The organism is Yinghuangia soli, assembly GCF_021502675.1.
Classification (GTDB): Bacteria; Actinomycetota; Actinomycetes; order Streptomycetales; family Streptomycetaceae; genus Yinghuangia; species Yinghuangia soli.
This window is the reverse complement of the sequence record NZ_JAKFHA010000002.1, coordinates 111670-132504: the sequence shown is the minus strand read 5'-3', so window position 1 is coordinate 132504 and position 20835 is coordinate 111670. Positions and strand designations below refer to the sequence as shown.

18 protein-coding genes are annotated in these 20835 nt (G+C 69.1%); 12 read left to right on the top strand and 6 right to left on the bottom strand.

Translation table 11 applies throughout. The features are described from left to right. The first annotated feature begins 42 nt into the window (after positions 1-42). The 4 genes from LZ495_RS04740 (at position 43) to LZ495_RS44660 (ending at position 9151) form a co-directional block, all read left to right on the top strand. Positions 43-783: a hypothetical protein gene (locus tag LZ495_RS04740; protein WP_235050637.1), complete on the top strand. Its 741-nt coding sequence runs from the start codon at positions 43-45 to the stop codon at positions 781-783. 440 nt (positions 784-1223) lie between these two features. Continuing rightward, entirely contained in the window at positions 1224-3887 is a 2664-nt protein-coding gene (locus LZ495_RS04735) for an LGFP repeat-containing protein (protein ID WP_235050636.1), read from the top strand. A 470-nt stretch (positions 3888-4357) separates the two neighbouring features. Next, positions 4358-6970 (top strand): hypothetical protein, encoded by a 2613-nt coding sequence (locus LZ495_RS04730; protein WP_235050635.1) that lies wholly within the window; start codon positions 4358-4360, stop codon positions 6968-6970. Positions 6971-7195: 225 nt separating this feature from the next. Continuing rightward, positions 7196-9151 (top strand): LGFP repeat-containing protein, encoded by a 1956-nt coding sequence (locus tag LZ495_RS44660; RefSeq protein WP_235050634.1) that lies wholly within the window; start codon positions 7196-7198, stop codon positions 9149-9151. Between the two features lie 269 nt (positions 9152-9420). Here LZ495_RS44660 and thiC read toward each other — a convergent pair whose 3' ends face one another. Beyond that, a complete protein-coding gene (gene thiC, locus LZ495_RS04720) occupies positions 9421-11160 on the bottom strand; it encodes a phosphomethylpyrimidine synthase ThiC (RefSeq protein ID WP_235050633.1) in 1740 nt (579 codons plus the stop codon). A gap of 186 nt (positions 11161-11346) precedes the next feature. Between thiC and LZ495_RS04715 the strand changes: the two genes are divergently transcribed. Further along, positions 11347-11547: an NfeD C-terminal domain-containing protein gene (locus LZ495_RS04715; protein WP_235050632.1), complete on the top strand. Its 201-nt coding sequence runs from the start codon at positions 11347-11349 to the stop codon at positions 11545-11547. A 44-nt stretch (positions 11548-11591) separates the two neighbouring features. Here the strand turns inward: LZ495_RS04715 and LZ495_RS04710 are convergent, their stop codons facing one another. Continuing rightward, positions 11592-12491, bottom strand: coding sequence for a LysR family transcriptional regulator (locus LZ495_RS04710; RefSeq protein WP_235050631.1), 900 nt, complete (start codon positions 12489-12491; stop codon positions 11592-11594). Positions 12492-12585: 94 nt separating this feature from the next. Here LZ495_RS04710 and LZ495_RS04705 point away from each other — a divergent pair, with 94 nt between their 5' ends. From LZ495_RS04705 to LZ495_RS04695, 3 genes are all read left to right on the top strand, one after another. Further along, entirely contained in the window at positions 12586-12972 is a 387-nt protein-coding gene (locus tag LZ495_RS04705) for a YybH family protein (protein WP_235050630.1), read from the top strand. Between the two features lie 56 nt (positions 12973-13028). Then, on the top strand, positions 13029-13706 hold the full coding sequence (locus tag LZ495_RS04700; RefSeq protein WP_235050629.1) for an alpha/beta fold hydrolase: 678 nt from the start codon (positions 13029-13031) through the stop codon (positions 13704-13706). Positions 13707-13799: 93 nt separating this feature from the next. Then, positions 13800-14330: a VOC family protein gene (locus tag LZ495_RS04695; protein WP_235050628.1), complete on the top strand. Its 531-nt coding sequence runs from the start codon at positions 13800-13802 to the stop codon at positions 14328-14330. 143 nt (positions 14331-14473) lie between these two features. Here LZ495_RS04695 and LZ495_RS04690 read toward each other — a convergent pair whose 3' ends face one another. Continuing rightward, a complete protein-coding gene (locus tag LZ495_RS04690; protein ID WP_235050627.1) occupies positions 14474-15490 on the bottom strand; it encodes a saccharopine dehydrogenase in 1017 nt (338 codons plus the stop codon). 94 nt (positions 15491-15584) lie between these two features. On the opposite strand from LZ495_RS04690, the gene LZ495_RS04685 reads away from it, so the two are divergent. Next, the gene (locus LZ495_RS04685) at positions 15585-16178 is read left to right on the top strand and encodes a TetR/AcrR family transcriptional regulator (protein ID WP_235050626.1); all 594 of its coding nucleotides are present in this window, start codon (positions 15585-15587) and stop codon (positions 16176-16178) included. 53 nt (positions 16179-16231) lie between these two features. Beyond that, positions 16232-17602 (top strand): tetratricopeptide repeat protein, encoded by a 1371-nt coding sequence (locus LZ495_RS04680; protein ID WP_235050625.1) that lies wholly within the window; start codon positions 16232-16234, stop codon positions 17600-17602. A gap of 11 nt (positions 17603-17613) precedes the next feature. On the opposite strand, the gene LZ495_RS04675 is transcribed toward LZ495_RS04680, so the two are convergent. Beyond that, positions 17614-18243: a hypothetical protein gene (locus LZ495_RS04675; RefSeq protein WP_235050624.1), complete on the bottom strand. Its 630-nt coding sequence runs from the start codon at positions 18241-18243 to the stop codon at positions 17614-17616. 70 nt (positions 18244-18313) lie between these two features. Between LZ495_RS04675 and LZ495_RS04670 the strand changes: the two genes are divergently transcribed. Continuing rightward, positions 18314-18502 carry a hypothetical protein gene (locus LZ495_RS04670; RefSeq protein ID WP_235050623.1) on the top strand — a complete coding sequence of 63 codons (189 nt, stop codon included), beginning with the start codon at positions 18314-18316 and terminating at the stop codon, positions 18500-18502. 27 nt (positions 18503-18529) lie between these two features. On the opposite strand, the gene LZ495_RS04665 is transcribed toward LZ495_RS04670, so the two are convergent. Together LZ495_RS04665 and LZ495_RS04660 are read right to left on the bottom strand one after the other, a co-directional pair. Further along, positions 18530-19099, bottom strand: coding sequence for a class IV adenylate cyclase (locus LZ495_RS04665; protein WP_235050622.1), 570 nt, complete (start codon positions 19097-19099; stop codon positions 18530-18532). Further along, positions 19096-19869 carry a helix-turn-helix domain-containing protein gene (locus tag LZ495_RS04660; RefSeq protein ID WP_235050621.1) on the bottom strand — a complete coding sequence of 258 codons (774 nt, stop codon included), beginning with the start codon at positions 19867-19869 and terminating at the stop codon, positions 19096-19098. Before LZ495_RS04660 ends, LZ495_RS04665 begins: the two co-directional genes overlap by 4 nt. 431 nt (positions 19870-20300) lie before the next feature. Here LZ495_RS04660 and LZ495_RS04655 point away from each other — a divergent pair, with 431 nt between their 5' ends. After that, positions 20301-20750 (top strand): glycine-rich domain-containing protein, encoded by a 450-nt coding sequence (locus tag LZ495_RS04655; protein ID WP_235050620.1) that lies wholly within the window; start codon positions 20301-20303, stop codon positions 20748-20750. Positions 20751-20835 lie beyond the last annotated feature (85 nt).

The following is a 20835-nucleotide window of genomic DNA, read 5'->3' as shown; positions in this document are numbered from 1 at the left end:
CAGACGCGGGCCCAATCGCGCGGTCGAAATCGGGGGTTTCCGATGCACAACGACCAGCACCCTCACCCGTTCCTACGCGAGGAACACCGGCGGCAATTCGAGCAGGTGGTCGACGAGGCACTGCACCTCGACGACACCGCGAACGCGCTGACGGCGTCCTCCGGAATGAACGCCGAGCAACTGCGCACGGCGACCTTGGCCCAAGCGGACGGCATTGCCGCGAAGGCCTCGGACGAGTACCGGCGCCTGGTGGACAGCGAGGATCATGCGGCCGCCGGCCGCAGTGAGCAATCCGCCTCACCGTTCGCCGAAACGGCCGAAGGCGTCGGGGTGTTCGCCCTGACGACCTCGATCACCATCATCGTCGCGGCCATCTCCGCGGCGGTATTCCTGGCCGCCTACTACGTGATCAAGGCGGCCACCGACCACGACAAGAGCGTCGCTCCGATGCGGATGGCCGGCTTCGCCTCGCTGGCCATCGCACTGGGGGCGGCCATGCTGGCCGGCCTCGCGATGCTCTTCCACGCGGGCCGCAACCAGCGCGACCCGGCCCCGGACACCGACGTCCGGCAGGCCCGCGAGGAATGGCGCGAGGCGCTGCTCACGCAAGGCGTACTGCCTTTCATGTCCACCCAGTTGGCCGCCGCCGCGGCCGGCGGCGACCCGCGGGTCGTCCCGCTGCAGCCGCCGCGCAACGGCAACGGCCGCCGCTCCCGCGACCGGCGCGCTCCCGAGCGCGACCACGAACCGGAAGGCGACCAACCCACCGGAGCCGCCCGCTGATCCACGGCGGGCCGCCCGACCGGTGCGCGTAGCCGACGACACCGGTCCGGCCCCGGAGGGCACCGGCATTCCCGGGTAAGGCATTTCCATCCCGGAAAACGCACGACGACGACACGCACGGCAACAATGCACACGGCAAAACGGGCATGAAAGCGACACTCCAGTTCGGCGCGGAGATGCAGCGACGGCCGGGTCCCGACCGGGAACGACCGTCGCTGCACAACTCCGCCGGAGTTCTTTCACGTTCTTCACGAAAAAACCCCAGGGGTGACCAACAATCCGTCTGTGCCGACCGCTAGTGTTCACGATCACGCGAATTCGCGTGTTCGCAAACACTTCTGGAGGCAAGCGTGGGGGTGCGCAGCCGACGCACACACCCTGGTTCCCGCACATCGATAGCAGTCACCGGCCTCACGGGCCTGGCCATCGCTGCTGGTCTTTTGAGCGCGACCCCGGCGGCGGCGGATGAGATTCCGCCGTCCACCAGCACCAAAGCGCCGACACTGCACGACTTCAACCTGTCGCCGGCGCCGACGAGCAACCTGCCCGAAGAGGGCGTCTGCGGCAAGGTGCGCGGCATGGTCGGCGTCTGGGCGGTCTTCCGGGATGCCGATCCCGAGGACAAGACCCTGCTGGCGAATTTCCGCCTGAAGAACCTGACCGACCCGGCCCAGTCCGTCGATTTCGGCTGGAAGACCGTCGCCAATGGGTCGCCGCTCTCCGTCGACTCCGGCCAGCTGCCCAACGGTCACCTGTTCGAGGCGACGGCGCAGGTCTCGGACGGCACGAACCTGTCCGAGATCACGGTGGGCTGCCGCTTCCGCGTCGACGCTGTGGCGTCCGCGGCGCCGGTCGTCAGCTCGACGGAATTCCCGCCGCTGGGCAGCCCGACACCGGCCGCCTCCTACGGCGGCGATTACGGGTCGTTCTCCGTCTCGACGCCGAATGACCCCGAACCGGGCGACCTGCGCTACTACTACTCGCTCAATGAGGGCAATTCCCAGGAACTGCAGGTCGATGCCAAAGGCATCGCCCAGATCCTGACGAAGGCCGGGCGCAACACGCTCAAGGTCTGGGCCATCGACGGCGCGCGCAACGTGTCGCCGACCACCACGTACGTGTTCAACGCGCCCACACCGCCGGTCGGCCGGCCGACCGGCGAGTGGTCCTGGGGTTTCTGCAGCTCCAAGTACGAGTTCGAGCTGTGCGGCCCGCTGCTCCAGCGCTACGAATTCTTCCGCGGGATGCACGCGACCTTCCCGAAGGTCACCAGCGGTGTCCTGACCGCGTCGGACGGTATCGGCCGCTACATCGAACTCGCGGACGGTTCGGCCATTTTCTGGTCGCCCAAAACCGGCGCGCGCGATGTGAAGGCAAGCCTCCGGCAGTACTGGGAGGCGAACGGCGGGATCACCGGGCCGCTCGGTTACCCGAACGGCTACTCGTACTACTGGCCCGGCGTCATCCAGTTCCAGAAGGGCATCGTCTTCTGGAACCCGAACGATGCGTCGTACAAGACCCGTAGCCTCACCGGTGCGATCGCCGACACCTTCCGGTCGGTCGTCCCTGCTCCGACACTTGCCGACGCGCCGACGAGCGACCTGCTCCCGACGCCGGACGGCAAGGGGCAGATGATCACCTTCCCGAAGTTCACGATCATCTCGACCCCTGAGGGCGGCGCGGTCGCGCTGTCCCCCGAGGTCCTGCACGCCTGGCAGGCGTCGGGCGGCATCGACGGTCCGCTGGGCTACCCGGTCAACCGGGCCGGCAAGCCGGCCGGGAGCACCGCGTTCAAGAACGGTGTCCTCACCGAGAGCGCAACCGCAGGCCAGTACGTCGCCATCATGACGCCGTTCCTCGAGTCCTACACGCGTTGGAGCTCGACCCTGGGCCGCCCGGTCGGCGCCGCTGAACCGCGCGACGGCTACGGACAGGTCCAGCTCTTCGAGAAGGGCATGTTGGCCTACTCGGACGCCGCGAAGAGCGCTTTCGCGGTGCAGGGACGGTTCTGGGAGAAGTGGCTCTCGGTCGGCGGTGAAGCCGTCATCGGCCTTCCGGCCGGAGATGTGTGGGGGGCCGGCGCGCGGCAGCACTTCCAAAACGGGCGCATCTACGAATGGTCCAACACCAAGATGTCCGCCACATGGGGGCCCATCTATCAGCGATGGTTGACCTCGGGCCTCGGAGACCTGGGTTACGACCAAACCTCGACGTCCGACGGGGTCGGTCAGTACGCCTACTTCTACAGCGGGACACTGCCGTACGGGTACATCTATTGGAGCCCGGCGACCGGGGCACGCGTCGTGTTCGGCGGGATCAGCTACACATACCAGCAGCTCGGTGTCGAAGCGCTCGGGTTCCCGCTCGACGAAGAGTCCGACATCGGCGACGGCAAGGGCCGCAAGCAGACGTTCGAAAAGGGTTTCATCACGTGGAGTCCGGCGGACTACCTGGCCCTCGCAATTCGCAACGACATCGCCAAGGCCTGGAGCGTCGGGCCGCAGTGGTACGGCGCCGCCAAGACCGCGGAACTCACCGCGCCTGATGGTGTCGGCCGCTACCAGGTGTTCGACAAGGTCCGCTTCTACTGGACGCCGAAGACCGGCGCCCACGAGATCCACGGCGGCATCCTCAACAAGTGGTGGGAGCTCGGCGGGGAACGCGGATTCCTCGGCTACCCCACGACCGATGAGCAGGCGATCGGCAACGGGCGGGTCAGCCACTTCGAGCGCGGCTCGATCTACTGGTCCGCCGCGACCGGCCCGCACGAGCTGCACGGCGGCATCAAGCAGCGCTGGCTCGAACTCGGCGGCCCCAACGGCCTCGGGTTCCCGCTCACCGACGAAATGGCGACCTCGGATGGCCGCGGCCGCTACGTCGTCTTCGAACGCGGCTCCATCTTCTGGACCGCCACCACCGGCGCCGTCGAGATCTACGGAGGCATCGGCCAGGCCTGGGCCTCCCAGGGCTGGAACTCCGGCAAGCTCGGCTACCCGACGCGCGGGGAGTACACCATCCCCGGCGGCCGGCGCGCCGACTTCGAGCACGGCTACATCACGTGGATGGCAGCCACCGGCCAGACCCGGATCGTCGTCACCGGCTGACCAGGTAAGAACAAGCTCGTAAACCGGCACGAAAAGTGAAGCGGGGGGGCGGCCCCCCGGGGGGGGCCCCCCCCCGCCCCCCCGGGGCCGCGCCACAAACCCCCCAACAAAGTGGTCGGGGGCGCCCCCCCCCCCGCCCCCCCCCCCCGCTTCGCATGCAGGGCCAGTCTCCACAACCCCGCCAAACCGCAGACGACTTCTCCTGAAGAAGGCGGGGTGTCCAACCGCTCTTTCGCGCCACTCGATACTGTGCACCGCCACGCGAATACGCGCGATCACAAACACTTCTGGAGGCAAGCGTGGGGGTGCGCAGCCGACGCACACACCCGAGATCCCGCACATCCCTGGCGGTCACCGGTATCACCGGTCTGGCTCTGGCTGCCGGTGTCCTGAGTGCGACCCCTGCCGCTGCGGACGAAATTCCGGCCTCGGCAAGCGCAAACGCCCCGTCCGTACCCAAGGACTTCACGGTGTGGCCGACGCCGACAAGCACCGTGGCCGAAGCGGGCGTCTGCGGCAAGGTGTACAACCCGTACGGCAATAACGGCGGGATCGAGCTGACCGCGACGTTCCGGGATCCGGATCCCGAGGACGCCACCCTGCATGCCAATTTCCGCCTGCGGGATCTGACCGACCCGAGCTCGCCCGTCATCGACCTCGGCTGGAAGGACGTCGCCAACGGGTCGCGCAGCAGCGCCTCCGCCGGCGTGCTGCCGCACAACCACCTTTTCGAGGCGCTGGCGCAGGTTTCCGACGGCGTCAACTTCTCGGAAGTCGCCGTCGGGTGCCGGTTCCGGGTCGACAGCGTGGCGCCGACGGCCCCCGTCGTCCGTTCGCCGGACTTCCCGCCGGTCGGCAGCTCGACACCGCCTGCTTCCTACGGCGGCGATTTCGGCGCGTTCTTCTTCTCGAACCCGGACGAACCCGATCCCGCCGACCTGCGCTATAGGTACGCGCTGAACGACGAGTCCTACCAGGACCTGAGCGTCGATGCCAAAGGCATGGCCCACATCCGTGTCAAGGCCGGGCGCAACACGCTCAAGGTCTGGGCCATCGACGGGGTCGGCCATGCGTCGCGGGAGACCACGTACCAATTCGACGCGCCCCAGCCGCCGGCCGGCAAGCCGACTCACGACTGGTCGTGGAGTGTCTGCGGTTCGGAGTACGAAGTCGAGCTGTGCGGATCGCTCTACCAGCGCTACCGCTTCTTCCGCGGCATGTACTCGAGCTTCCCGAAGGTCACCAGCGGCATGCTGACCGCGCCGGACGGGATCGGCCGCTATATCGAACTCGCTGACGGTTCGGCCATTTACTGGTCGCCCACCACGGGTGCGCGCGACGTGAAGGCCGACCTTCGGAGGTACTGGGAGGCGAATGGCGGGATCGCCGGGCCGCTCGGCTACCCGAACGGGTACTCCTACTACTGGCCCGGGGCCATCCAGTTCCAGAAGGGCATCGTCTTCTGGAACCCGAACGACCCGAGCTTCAAGACCCGGAGCCTGACCGGCAAGATCGCCGAGACCTTCCGGGCGCAGGTGCCTGCTCCGACGCTGGCCGACGCGCCGACGTCCGAGCTGACCACGACGCCGGACGGGAAGGCGCAGTACATCACCTTCCCGAAGTTCACGATCTACTCGACGCCGGAGGGCGGCGCCGTCGCGCTCTCCCCCGGGGTCCTGGCGGTTTGGCAGGAACTGGGCGGTCTCGGGGGGCCGCTGGGATACCCCACGACCCGGCCCGGCCAGCCCTACGCCAGCATCGCGTTCCAGAACGGCCTCGTCACCGAGACCCCGGTGGCCGGCAAGTACGCCGCGGTGATGGCGCCCTTCCTCGAGCAGTACATGACATACCAGGGCACCCTGGGCCGTCCGCTCGGCAATGCGGAACTGCGGCCCGGCTACGGGCAGATCCAGATGTTCGAGAATGTCCTGGTCACATCCGTCGTGCAATACGGACAGCCACTCTGGGTCAGCTTTGGGATCTTGAAAAAGTGGCAGGCGCTCGGCGGCGAGGCGGTGGTCGGCCTTCCGACCAGCCATACATGGGGACACGCCGGGAATATCCCTCCCCGACAGGAGTTCCAGAACGGGCAAATCTACGAGTACTGGCCCCAGTTCGCCATCTGGGGACCGCTTCACACGCGATGGCTGAACTCGGGCTTCGGAGACTCGAAGTCCGATCAGCGTCCGACCGCCGACGGCCGCGGTCAGTACGCCACCTTCTCCGCGGACAGAATCCCGGCCGGGTCCATCTACTGGAGCCCGCAAACCGGAGCGCGCGTCGTCTTCGGCGGAATCGGCATCGCCTACGAGAAGGCCGGCGGCGTGACGGCACTCGGATTCCCGGTCGACGAGGAATCCGACCTCGGCGACGGCAAGGGCCGGAAGCAGACGTTCGAGAAGGGCATCATCACCTGGAGCCCGTCGGCAGGCGTGCAGATCATCACCGGCCCCATCAGCACCGCCTGGTCTGCCGGTCCGCAGTGGTACGGAGCCGCCACGACTCCCGAACTCGCGGCACCTGACGGCATCGGCCGCTACCAGGTGTTCGAGAAGGTCCGCTTCTACTGGACGCCGAAGACCGGCGCCCAGGAGATCCACGGCGGCATTCTCAACAAGTGGTGGGAGCTGGGCGGCGAGCGCGGGTTCCTCGGCTACCCGACCACCGGGGAGCAGGCGATCGGCAACGGGCGGGTCAGCCACTTCGAGCGCGGCTCGATCTACTGGTCCGCCGCGTCCGGTCCGCACGAGCTGCACGGCGGTATCAAGGCGCGTTGGCTTGAGCTCGGCGGGCCCGCAGGTCTCGGGTTCCCGCTGACCGACGAGATGGTCACTGGCGATAAGCGGGGGCGCTACGTCGTCTTCGAGCGCGGCTCGATCTTCTGGACTGCCACCACCGGCGCCGTCGAGATCTACGGCGGCATCGGCCAGGCCTGGGCCTCGCAAGGTTGGAACTCCGGTCCGCTCGGCTACCCGACGCGCGGGGAGTACGGCATCCCGGGCGGACGGCGTGCCGACTTCGAGCGCGGCTACATCACCTGGACGGCAGCCACCGGCAAGACCCAGATCGTCGTCACCGGCTGACCAGGTAAGAACAAGCTCGTAAAACGGCACGAAAGGTGAAGCGGCGGTCCGATCCTGAGAGGGGCCGGGCCGCCGCCTCAAATGCCCGTTCAGTCTGCACAACTCCGACCAACTTCGGATGATTCGAGTGGGGTAAGGCCGGGTGCCCAACCGCCTGTCCGCACCACCCGATAGTGTGCACCGCCGCGCGAAGACGCGGAAACTCAAACACTTCTGGAGGCAAGCGTGGGGGTGCGTATCCGACGCACGCACCAAAGATTCGGCAAGTCCATCGTGGCGACCGGCCTTGCCGGATTGGCACTGGTCGGCGGGCTGTTGTCCGCTACACCCGCGGCCGCCGATACAGAGCCGCAGCAGTTGGATGCGCCCTACGATTTGACGATCAGCCCGACGCCTCGCAATGGGACAGGGCCGAATTGCGGCTGGATCAACAAGACCGCCGTACGACTCACCGCGAAGATCGCGCCCCGCGATCTGAATCGCAGCTTCGAGTCCACCCTGCGTCTTCAGGACCTCACTGCTCCGGGGTCACCCTGGACCGAGTACACCACTGACTCCACGTACTTCAGCACGTCGGCCGTCAGCTTCCAGGTACTGACGCTGCAGGACGGCCATACGTACAGCTGGACCGTCCAGACCCGCGTCGGAGGTGAGCCCTCGGCTGTCGCCACCGGTTGCCCTTTCAGCGTGGACAGCACGACGCCGACCTTCACCGTCTCGTCCGAGGACTGGCCTTCGGACGGCGGCATCCCGCGCAAGGGCGTCTCCCAGACGGGCATCTTCCATGTGACCCCCGATCCGGGCAGCGAGGACATCTACTGCTACGAGTACCAATTCGACTCTCCTCCTACGCCGGGCTCCGACTGCCGTCTGTTCGCAGATGCCTCGGGGCGTCTCGACATACAGTGGCACCCCCACCAAGCCGGTACGCATGTCTTGAATGTCCAGGCCCAGGACCGTGCCGGCAACAAGACCAAGGGTTCGTACACCTTCACCGTCCCAGCGAGCCCCATCGACCCGTGGGCGGCCTGCAGCACCATCAACGGACATCAGCTGTGCGGTCCGCTCCTGGATCTCTTCGAGCAGCTGAAGCGGGCAAACAGCAACTTCCCGAGTCCCGCGGGCGTCACCGCGAACCTGCCTGACGGCGTTGGCAAGTCCGTACCACTGACTGACGGTTCGGCACTCGTATGGTCGTCGGCAAGCGGTGCCTCCTTCGTCCCTGCGCCGATTTGGGTGCGCGTGGCGCAGTTGGGTGGCGTATCAGGATGGCTCGGCTACCCCCGGGAAAATCCGGTCGGCTCGGCACAACACGGCTACGTACAGGACTTCAGTGGCGGAGTCCTTGCCTGGAGCCCGACAAGCGGGGCACACCTGTTGTTCGGTGCCATCGGACAGTCGTGGCGGGATTCGGGCGGAATCGCCGGCCTCGGCTACCCCAAGGACGATGAATCCGACATCGGCGATGGCAGGGGCCGCAAGCAGACGTTCGAGAAGGGCATCCTCACGTGGGGCCCGAGCAACTGGCGGCCGCACGCCGTTCGCGATGCCATTGCCTCGGCCTGGAGTGCCGGAGCGCGGTGGTACGGCGCTGCCACGACCGACGAACTCGCGGCACCTGACGGCATCGGCCGCTACCAGGTGTTCGAGAAGGTCCGCTTTTACTGGACGCCGAAGACGGGCGCCCAGGAGATCCACGGCGGCATTCTCAACAAGTGGTGGGAGCTCGGCGGGGAACGCGGGTTCCTCGGCTACCCGACCACCGGGGAGCAGGCGATCGGCAACGGGCGGGTCAGTCACTTCGAGCGCGGCTCGATCTACTGGTCGGCCGCGTCCGGTCCGCACGAGCTGCACGGCGGTATCAAGGCGCGTTGGCTTGAGCTCGGCGGGCCCGCAGGTCTCGGGTTCCCGCTGACCGACGAGATGGTCACTGGCGATAAGCGGGGGCGCTACGTCGTCTTCGAGCGCGGCTCCATCTTCTGGACCGCCACCACCGGCGCCGTCGAGATCTACGGCGGCATCGGCCAGGCCTGGGCCTCGCAAGGTTGGAACTCCGGTCCGCTCGGCTACCCGACGCGCGGGGAGTACGGCATCCCGGGCGGCCGGCGTGCCGACTTCGAGCACGGCTACATCACCTGGACGGCAGCCACCGGCAAGACCCAGATCGTCGTCACCGGATAACTCCGGAGCAGCGATCCAGTAGGGCGGCAATTCGTCCGGCGAACAGGCACGAAGCGGCGGTCCGGTCCCGAATGGGGCCGGGCCGCCGCTTCGTGATTCCGGTCGGGCTGTGCGCCGGCGTCCGGCATGTCCTCACCCCCGTGGAGGGCGTGCCGGGTGCGGGGAAAGAGCGGCGCGGCCGCCGGAGGCCGGGCAGCGGAGTGCCGCCCCGGGTGCGTCCGGGGCGGCGGCTCACGTGCTGCGGGTCAGGTGCGGCCAGGCGGCGCGCGTCAGTCCGCGAGGGGCAGGTAGACGCGCCCGCCCGCGGCGGCGAACTCGGCCGACTTCTTCATCATGCCTTCGGCGATCTCCGCCTCGGACGCCTCCGGTTCGTCGCCGCCGAAGCGCTCGGCGATGTTCCGGCTGATCTTCATCGAGCAGAATTTCGGACCGCACATCGAGCAGAAGTGCGCGGTCTTGGCGGGCGCCGCGGGCAGCGTCTCGTCGTGGAACGCCCGTGCGGTGTCCGGGTCGAGGGCCAGGTCGAACTGGTCCTCCCAGCGGAACTCGAAGCGCGCATCGGAGAGCGCGTCGTCCCACTCGTGCGCGGTCGGGTGGCCCTTGGCCAGGTCCGCGGCGTGTGCGGCGATCTTGTACGCGATGACGCCGGCCTTGACGTCGTCCCGGTTCGGCAGCCCCAGGTGCTCCTTGGGCGTGACGTAGCAGAGCATCGCGGTGCCCCACATGCCGATCATCGCGGCGCCGATGGCCGAGGTGATGTGGTCGTAGCCGGGCGCGATGTCGGTGGTCAGCGGGCCGAGCGTGTAGAACGGCGCCTCGTCGCAGATCTCCTGCTGGAGGTCGATGTTCTCCTTGATCTTGTGCATCGGCACGTGGCCGGGGCCCTCGATCATGACCTGGACGTCCATCTCGCGGGCGATCCGGCCGAGTTCGCCGAGCGTGGTGAGCTCGGCGAACTGCGCCTCGTCGTTGGCGTCGTACGTGCTGCCCGGGCGCAGGCCGTCGCCGAGCGAGTAGGTGATGTCGTACTCCCGCAGGATCTCGGTGAGTTCGCGGAAGTGCGTGTAGAGGAAGTTCTCCTCGTGATGGGCCAGGCACCAGGCCGCCATGATCGAACCGCCGCGCGAGACGATGCCGGTCTTGCGGCGTGCGGTGAGCGGCACGTAGCGCAGCAGCACGCCCGCGTGCACGGTCATGTAGTCGACGCCCTGCTCGGCCTGCTCGATGACGGTGTCGCGGTACAGCTCCCAGGTCAGGTCCTCGGCCTTGCCGTTGACCTTCTCCAGGGCCTGGTACAGCGGCACGGTCCCGATCGGGACCGGCGAGTTGCGCACGATCCACTCGCGCGTGGTGTGGATGTCGTCGCCGGTGGACAGGTCCATGACCGTGTCGGCGCCCCAGCGGATCGCCCACACCAGCTTGTCGGTCTCCTCCTCGATCGAGGACGTGACCGCGGAGTTGCCGATGTTGGCGTTGACCTTTACCAGGAAGTCCTTGCCGATGATCATCGGCTCGATCTCCGGGTGGTTCACGTTGGCGGGCAGGACCGCCTTGCCGGACGCGATGGCCTCGCGGACCGCCTCGACCGGCAGGCCTTCGCGGATCGCCACGTACTCCATCTCCGCGGTGACCTCGCCGCGGCGGGCGTAGGCGAGCTGCGTGACGGCCTTCCCCGGCTTGGCGCGGCGCGGGCGGACGATGCCGGTGCCGGGCAGCGCGCCGAGCGCCGCGATGCGCCCGTCGTAACGCTCGGTGTCGCCGCGCTCGTCGATCCAGGCGTCCCGGATCGAGGGGAGTCCGCGCCGCACGTCGACCTCGTAGGCGGGGTCGGTGTACGGACCGGACGTGTCGTACAAGCGCACCGTCGAGTCGTCGGAGAGATGCACGGTACGGACCGGAACGCGCAGGTCATCGCGCGATCCGGGCAGGTACTGCTTGTGGTGGGCCGCAGAGATGGCACCGGTGGTGACCTTGCCCTGGGCAGGCTGGGACGCGTGCTGCGTCGACATCGAGAGCTCCCTACGCCGGCATTACCCGGTCAGGTTCTGCGGTCGGCGCGGCCTCAGCGCCCTCTCAGCCCGGTGCCCCGAGCTCCCGCGTGTATCTGTCGACATACACCCTGGCATACGGTCGGCCCCCGCGACCAGAGGGGGATCCCGCTGCCCCGGATGCGGAGCGGGCCGCACAATGGGCGCATGGTCGGGTTGCGGGGCAAGGTCACCGGGCGGGTCGGGCCCGGACTGGTCGGCGAGGTCATGGTCATGGTGCGCGGCGGCTCGGAGGCGTTCCTCGCGTACCCGGTCACGCCCGGCGAGAGCTTCGAGGTGGGGCAGCTGATCACCATCGTCGAGTACCAGGCGCCGCGCACGGTGTACGTGCAGTCCGCGTTCGGCTGACGCCCACGATGCGGCGGTGACGTCGGCCGCAGGATTCCGCGGCGCTACGACCGCGGCCGCTTGCCGGCCCGCAGGGCGGCACGCACATGGCCGACGAACGCCCGCCCGGCCGGCCCCTGCGGTCCCTCGGCACGCCACGCGAACACCAGTCGGCCGCGCAGCGCAGGCCGGCCGATTCGCACGGACTTCAGCCGGTCGGCGCGGGCCGCGGCGAAGCCTTCCGGGAGGATCGCGACCCCGAGTCCGCGCGCGGCAAGTTCGGCCAGGACTTCGGGAGTTCCGGCCTCGAAGGCGATCTTCGGGCTGAAGCCGTTCGCCGTGCACGCTTCGTCCAACCGGGCCCGCATCCCGGTGCCGCGCGGCAGGCTGATCAGCGGCCGGTCGCGCAGGGAGTCGAGCGAAATCGCGTCGTGGACGGCGAGTTCGTGGCCGGACGCGACCGCGGCCACCAGGGCTTGGTCCTCCACGACCTGCATGCCGAGCCCTGCCGGGCTCCCGGCGCCGACGCTCACGATCGCCGCGTCGTAGCGGCCGCTCCGCAGCCCGTCCAGCAGGGCGTCGCTGTCCGCCTCGCCCAGGGTGATCTCCACGGCAGGGTGCGCGGCATGGAACTCGGCCAGCAGCGCCGGGAGATCGACATTGTGCGAGGTCACCATGCCGACGGCCACGTGCCCGCGGAGCAGCCCGGTCAGCTCGTCCACCGCCCGGCGCGCGCCATCGACCGCGGCGAGGGCGGCGCGGGCGTACGGGAGGACCGCCTCGCCGGCCTCGGTCAGCCGGACCGTACGCCCGGACCGGTCGAACAGCTCCTCCCCCAGCTCCCGTTCGAGCTGCCGGATCTGGGCGCTGACGCCCGGCTGGGAGACGTGCACGCGGTCGGCGGCCCGGGTGAAGTTCCGCTCCTCGGCCACCGCCACGAAGTACATGAGCTGCCGGAGTTCCATAACTGCTGATTCTAGTTCTCAGATCGACCATCTCTTGGACTTCTGATCACGGCGGGCGCAGGCTGGACAGCGAGAGAAGAGAGAGGAGCACGCCATGACCGAGATCCACGAGACCCTGCCCGTGCCGCACGAGACCGCCCGGACCCCCGAGGACATCGCCCGGCTGTTCGTGGCCCGTGCCAACGCCCGTGACCTGGACGGCATCGCCGCGCTCTACGCCCCGGACGCCGTCCTCGCGTTCCCGCCCGGCAGTTCGACGGTCGGGCGCGCGGCGATCCGCGCCGTCATGGCCCGGATGCTCGACCACAGCGACGTGACCTTCACCGTCGAGGAGCCGCTTCCCACGGTCCGGTACGGCGACCTGGCGCTGACCTCGACGAAGTCCGCCGACGACACGGGCACCCGGGTCCAGGTCGCCCGGCAGCAGCCGGACGGCTCCTGGCTGCGCATTCTGGACCGCCCGGAGTCCCGCCCGGAATAGGCCGCGGCCCGCAAGTCGTCCGCGATCACCGGTAGTTCACGCAAGGAGTGAGTCCCATGGCCACCTTCGTCCTGATCCCCGGCGCCTGGCACGGCGCGTGGACCTTCGAGCCGCTCGCCCGCAGTCTGCGCGCGGAAGGGCACGAGGCGTACCCGGTGACCTTGACCGGCATCGGCGCCCGCAAGCACCTCTTGCACGCGGGCATCAACCTCGACACCCACATCGCGGACGTCGTGAACCTGCTGGAAGACGAGGACATCAGCGACGCGATCCTGGTCGGGCACAGCTACGGCGGCATGGTCATCACCGGAGCTGCGGACCGCCTGCCCGACCGCGTCGCCGGCCTCGTCTACGTGGACGCCACTGTGCCCGAAAACGGCGACTCCGTCTGGTCGTTGGTCACCGACAACGAGCGCGAGTGGTACCTGAACGGCGTCGGCGAGGACGGCTACACCAGCGCCCCGCTCGACTTCTTCGACCCGCGGGCGACCCCGCACCCGCTGCCGTCCCTCATGCAGGCGATCCGGCTGACCGGCACACTCGACCGGTTCGGGCAGAAGGACTACGTGTACGCGACGGGTTGGCCGACGGAGTCCCCCTTCAAGGTGACGTACGAACGCCTCGCCGCGGACCCCGCGTGGCGTGCTCGCGCGGTCGACTCCGGCCACAACGTCATGCGGGATGCCCCGGACGAACTCCTGAAGGTCCTCCTCGGCAACGCCGCCGCGGCATGACATTGACGGCGAGTCGTTCATGAGTAGGAACAGACCTTGCCTATATCCCGCCTAACGTCGTCGTCGGCAGCAAGGACCGACGGAAGGAATGCCATGGCCGACCAGAGCAGTGCCGTACCGGCGGGCTACACCAGCGTGGCGCCGTGGGTGGTCACCGACGACACCGGGGCTTTCCTCGACTTCGTCGCCGCGGTGTTCGACGGCGAGGAGATCGCGCGAGTGCAGACCGAGGACGGCGGGATCGGGCACGGCGAGATCCGCGTCGGCGACACCGTCGTCCTGGCGTTCGACCGCCGCGCGGACTGGCCCGCGCTGCCGAGCCTGCTGCGGGTGTTCGTGGCCGACGCGGACGACACGTTCGCTCGGGCGGTCGCCGCGGGCGCCCAGGTCGTCACGGCGCTCTCGGACAGCGCCTTCGGCCAGCGCGGCGGCCGCGTGAAGGACCCCTTCGGCAACATCTGGTGGGTGACCTGCCACGTCGAGGACGTCCCCGAGGACCAGATGTGGCAGCGGCTGCAGGAGCCGGCCTACGCCGAATCCATGCGCGTCGCCCAGGAGACCCTGGACGCGGAGTTGTCCGGCCGCGCGCAGGGGCAGAGCAGCACGCCGATCCGTCCCGCGTAGGGCAGCGCGGCCGACGGGGTTCGACGGCCGAGACAGGCGCACTTGCCTCCGGCCGCGCAAGAGGCGCAGCCGGAGGCGAGGCCCGGTGGTCCCGATGGCCAGGCGTGGATCAGTGCACTCGTGGATCAGTGCACAGCCGAGGATCAGTGCACAGCCGAGGCGTCGGCGAAGACCGCGCCGATCTCCGCCAACCGCTCGGCCGCATAAGCCGGATCGATCAGCGACTCGGGGGTGTGGACGCCCGGTGCGGCGGCGTCCCCGCGCAGACCCAGCAAGCGCTCGACGCCGAGCGCCATGCCGAGCGCGGTCAGGGGCCGCTGGCCCGCGTCGTGGACGAGGCAGCGGCGTACCGACAGCGGTTCTCCCGAGTGGTCGGCACCGTCGATCTCGATCCTGATCTCGACCGACGCCGCACCGCCGCGGCGCCGGCCTGCGGACTCGCCGACCGCGAAGTCGCAGCGGACGTCCGGCGCACCCGTCGCGAGCGCCACGCTGGGGACGTCGAGGACCGCGATCTGCGCCGCGGGCAGGACGGTGCCGTCGAGGGAGGCGATCTCCGTCTCCGCATCGGCACCGGCGACCCAGGTGAAGACTCCGTCACGGCGTACGAGACCGGCCGTGGTGGCCGTGGACCAACGCTCCAGATCCGCCACGCCCGCAGGGCCGCCGGTGTCGGTTTCGTCCAGGATGGCACCGATGCGTATGCGGTCGACGCGGCCGAAGTCCCGGGCGCAGTGCAGCGCCGCGAGCACCACGGTGCCCGCACAGAAGTGACTGGCCAGCAGGACCGGTGCGGCGCCCGGGCGTTGCGCACCGGCGACGACCTCCGTGGCGATGTCGACGAGACCGCTGGAAACGCTGAGATAGGGCAGCCCGTGGTCCTGCGCGTAGCGCAGGCCGCTGAGCCGACCGTCCCAGAGCGCGGCGACCACGGCGGAGTAGCCGCCGCTGTCCGCGGGGAGTCCGAGGTCGCTGCGCTGTATGTCGACGGTGAGGGCGGTCGATGCACCGAGTTCGCGGGCCGCCCGCTGGGCACGGCCGAGGTCGCGGCCTGCGATGGCCAATGGCAGATCCGGGTGCCACCGGCGCAGGAGGGCTGCCGTCGCCGAACCTGCTTGTCCCGAACCGCCGAGGATCAGTACCGGCTTGATGTTCCCCATCGTGGCTCCTCTGCTCGCGGCGTACCTACATTTTGTAACCTACATTTCGTAGGTTACATCGTGTAGGTAGACTCGGGGGAACGCAAGGAGGGGCATGACCACATCGCCGACCCGGCTGACCAAGGCCGCCCGGCGCGAGCAACTGCTCGACGCCGCCCTGGGAATCGTCCGCGCCCAGGGTGCGGACGCGCTGACACTGGTCACGCTCGCCGAGGCGGCCGGGGTGAGCAGGCCGATCGCGTACGACCACTTCGGCACTCGCCCGGGGCTGCTGCTCGCGCTCTACCGGCGCCTCGACGAACGCCACCGGCAGGCCTTGGACGAGGCGCTGAAGGCCGCCCCCGCGAACGCCGAGGCCATCGCCCGCGTGCTGAGCACCGCGTACTTCGCGTGCGCCACCGACGTACCGGAGTTCACCGCGGTGTCGGCGGCGCTGAAGGGCGACCCCGAAGTCGCGTCGCTGCAACAGGAGATGTTGGACGCCTATGCCGAGGTGATGGGCACCGCCCTGGCCCCGTACTCCGGTCTCGCCCCCGAGGCACTCCGCCTGCGCTGCCTCGGCATCCTGGGCGCCGCGGAGGCGATCGCCACGGAACTGAACCGCGGCAGGACGACCCCGGAGCAGGCCGTCGGAGCTCTCGCCGACCTGATCACCGCAGGTGCGGGCAGCGGACCTGGCTGTCCTTAGGCCGGTCCTGGCGGGTCTGCCTGCCGGGCCTCGATCGCGCCGGCCTTCCTCCAATGTCGGTGCGGGTGCCTACCGTCCGGGCGGTGAATGCTGAAGATCTCGAGAGACAGTCGCAGCTGTACACCGGTGTCCCGCCGATCACCGTGGACCTGCTGGTCGAGCACGGTCATCTGGACACGCTTGTCGAGGCCGCGCGGGCCGGTGACTGGTTCTGCGCGCAGCGGTCGGTCCGTGAACTGGCCGACCGGGGACAGCGGGAGCAGGCATGGGAACTCCTCGCTCCGTACGTCGAGACGGGTTGGTGGGACGCGGTCAGGGAAGCCGCGACCCTGCTCCAGGAGTGGCGGCGAACCGACGACGCGCTGGAACTGCTGCGCGGCTATGTCGGTGGGCACCAGCGCTTTGCCCGAGGCGAGACGGCACGCCTACTCGCCTCTGTGGGGCGCGTGGACGAGGCAATAGCGGAGTTGCGCCCGCATGTGCACGACTCGCTCCTGCTGGAGGCCTTGGTCGAGGCGACTGATGCGGGACGTCGTGATGCCGAAGTGATCGCGCTCCTTGAACCTTTGGCCGATCAGAGACTGCGCACCGGCGAGCCGCGAAACGCAGCGATCATGCTGGCCCGGGTACTCGACCGTGCGGGGCGTACCGACGAGGCGACCGCGTTGCTCCGCGCGCACGTCGCCGCGACCGACAGCGCGGACAACGTACGGGAGTTGGCATGGCTGCTGGCCCGCCACGACCGCTTCGAGGAGTTGTACGCACTGGCCGACCGCTACGCGGACGCCGCGACCCCGGCTCTGGTGGACAGGCTCGTGGTCCTGGATCGTGCCGACGAAGCAGTCGCCTTCCTCCGCGCGTCCGCTGCACGGAACGCCACCTGGACCGGGACCCGGCTCGTGATGCAACTGGCCGAACTCGGCCGCTTGGCCGAAGCCGTCGAGGAAGCCAAACCCGTGGTGGAGAAGGCGTCCTGTCCCTGCATGCTCTTGGGCCTGCTGGAGCTGTTGGTCGACGCCGAGCGCGTCGACCTGGCCCTCGACGTACTCGACGCCGCCGATGCCAATCCCGCTCTGGCCACGGCCACGGGCGGCACCCGCCCGTGGTTGCTTTCCGAAGCCGGCCGCCACGAGGAAGCCCTCGCGGCCGCGCAGGCGCGGTCCGAAGAGGAGTACGGCCGAACCGGCGGCATCGCCCGCGTGCTTGAGGCTGCCGGCCGGGTCGATGAGGCCGTCGCCTTGCTCGAAGAGGCTGCCGAAACCGACTATGACGACGTCTATTTGGCCCGGTTGCTCATCCTGACCGGACGCCCGCGGGAAGCCGTCGCGCTGCATCGCGCCCGGAAGCGCGCCGGGAATGGGTGCACCCTCGACGACCCGTGGCGGCCGGGGAAGAGCGGTTACACGGACGATCCACCCTTCTGACCAGTAGGGCTTCAGCGGGGCGGCGGCAATGCAGCGCCCGTCGCGTTGGCGGCATAGCCAAGGTCGGCGATGCGCATCGCCCAGGCCACAAAGGCGGCGTGGTCGGGGAAGCCCGCCATGAGCCTGACCCGCGCCGCCGCTACGTCGAGGGAGCGCCCGTCTGCCCAGGCTTCGGGGATGACGTCGCCGCCGAGCGCATCCAGCAGGTCGCAGAGGCCGAGGTGGTACTCGTCCCAGAGGAAGTCATTGAAGATGATCATGAGCGGTGCCACGCGCTCGCGGATGTCGGCGACTTCCTCCGGACCGAGTCCGCGCGCGCTCAGGCGCTCGTCGGTGATTTCGCGCATGCGGTCGGTGAACTCGGTGTCGAGGTAAGGCTCAAGGAGGTCGCCCCAGACGTCGGGTCGTCGGCGTACGGCAATGCCCTCGTCGGCACACCAGCGTTCCAATTCGGCGCGCTGAACCGCGGAGACGAACACCATGAGCCCCGAAACCGTGCGGATCTCGGGCGGCGCCGTACCGGGGTCCACGTCGCGTACCGCGGCGACCGGGAGGATCCCGTCGTACAGGAGCGGGGCGATCAGCGGATCCGGCTCGGGGACACTCACCCGGCCCGCGTCGACAACGGCAAAGTGCGACATCCGCGCATCATGCGGGCAGGCAGCCTCGGACGGAAGCCCCAGGCCGGAGGCCGTGCCGCACCATGGTCGTATGGGTGCCATGGACGACGACCACGGCGGCGACCCGGTCTGCTGGCTCGACCGGGTGTGCCCCGAGTGCGGCAAGTTCCGCGAGCGACCCGCGACCGCGACGTGCGAGTGGTGCGGCGCAAACGTCCACGACGATGCCGACGAGCCGCGTCCGGGATCCGACGCAGACGAACCGGACGCCTCGGGCTGACCGGTTCAGGATCCAGTGGCTGATCGCTTACCGCGTCGCCCTGCCGACGCGGCGAGCCTGGACAGCGTCGGTGTAGAGCTCACTCGTCAAGTCGTGCTCAGCGATCCCGAGGTCAGCCAAGACGGTGCGGACATCGTCGAGCGCGCCGCTCAGCTCCGCTTCGTGGCCGACGAGCGTCTCGACCTCGACGAAAGTCTCGTCCAGCTCCTTCACCCGTACAAGCGTCGCCAGCATCCGCCGGCCGGAGGCGTCGAAGACGTAGTTCCGGCAGCGCTTCTCGAAGGAGATCGCGACGACGTAGCCGAGACCGAGGAGGACGGCCCGCATGGAGTCCGGGTCGTCGACGGCGGTCTCGTGCTCGGGCTTCGAGCCCGAGGCATCCAGTCGAGCGCCCTTGTAGGTGAGGACGCTGCGGGTGCCGTCGGCCCCGTGGACAGTGCGCACGCGCAGCTCGCGGTCCTCCCGCATGAGGGTGCCCGACGCGTCGTCGAAGTACGTGTCCTGGTAGACCTCGGCACGCCCGGGGCCGTGACCCTCAAGCCGGGACATGACGTCCTCCGGGTCTCGCACCCGCGCCTTGAGTTCGGCTTCGATCACTGGGTTCCTCCCGCGTCGGACCGTGCGACGGCGTCGCCGACAAGCGCGTCGAACATACGCCGGAACCCCCGGTACAGCGGCCCGTATGGAGTCTCCATCACCTTGTACGTTGCCGACTCGTGGCCCTCCCACCCGGCATCGAACGCTGACACGTATACCGTCTCGTCGACGCGCACGAGCCGCCACGTAGGGATCGTCCGGTACCAGTACACCTCGATGTCGCACACGTCCGACAGTTCTCGAAGGCGGGCCTCCGCGAGGCGGATGCCGGCAGACAGGCTGGTCGGCGACTCGCCGATCTCCTGGGCCCGGACGGCGACCGCATTGCAGTCCGGGTCGAGTAGCACTACCCGCACCCGTGGCGGCGGCCCGTCGTCGCGCACCAGGCACCCGCGCAGCAATGAGTCGTTGAGGCCGATCAAGCCGAGTCCGCGGACCGCGAGTACGTCCACCTCGGCGGCCTGTCGGGTCTGCCGTTGGATATCGGCAGCTGCGGCCGCCTGCGCCGAATAGACGCGTACGACTTCCGGTAACGCCGCGAGGTCCAAGGCCTGGCCTCCGGACCGGACACGGGAGTTCGACGCGAGGCCGAGCAGGTGGCGGGCGTCGTCCGGCATCGTCAAACCGTCCGCGACGCGCTCGAACACCTCGAGTTCCCTGACCGACCGGCGGCCGTTGATGATCTCGTTCACGCGGCTTTGCGTCATGTCGACCGCGGCGGCGATCCGGCCCTGGCTGCATCCGCCGTATTGCTGGGCGAGGCGGAACACGGCGCCGATGTCGCGGGCCCGGAGTGCCAAGCGGGCCTGCGGCTTCTGCCAAGCCCATTCGGGAAGTTCGATGGCCATGGCCGCCCCCGGCGTCAAAGAATCCATCTCACTGTGAGATTACCGGCGCGGGGTCGAGCCGATCGCGGATACGGGAACATCCTGGCCAGGTGGCCAAGACGGAAGGCGACACCACGGTCGTGGTCTCGGCTTGCGTCGGTCCGAGTGGCGACCCCGAAACCCCGTCGCCGTCCGGGTCGTCGTGGACGGCCCAAACCCCGCGAGCACACGCCCCACCTCGTCGCCAGATCGTCCAGCCACACGAGCCGCCCTCAATGGCCGCGGCTGGACAGAACCACCGCATGACGGCGCACCGCGTCGCGGGCGCTTGGTTCGGCAGTTCGTACCCGCCCACATATGGGAGGCGATACGTCATGATCGTGACCGACGTGCAGGTGCGCGACCCGAGAGAACTCCTCGGGTACGACCTGTGGGTGCGCACCATCACCCTGATGCTCCGTGACAAGCGGATGTGGGACCGCGTCATGGCCGAGCGTGTGCTCGGCCAGGCCGTGGGCTACCTGATCACCGCGTTCGAGGTCTGGGACATCGAGCCCGGCATGGAGATCGGGTGCGGCGAACTGGTCGACGAGGGTGTGCACGCGCTCATTCTCGACACCGGGAACTATCGCGCGTTCTGCGAGAGGTACATGGGCGAGGGCCGGTTCCTCGACCACATCCCGGAGATCGACCGCAGGTTCGACGGCACCGTGCTGCGCACGGCGGCTGTGATCGAGCAGCACGGGTTCGCCATCGACTGGCCGCTGTGGGAACGCGATGCGCTGAACTGCTCGCCGTGCGCACCGGGCCAGAAGTGCCACTGACGCACAACTGAACACGCCGGCCGGGGGGGGGGCCCCCCGCCGCCCCCCGGGGGGGCGGGCGGGGGGGTTGGGGCGGGGCGCCACC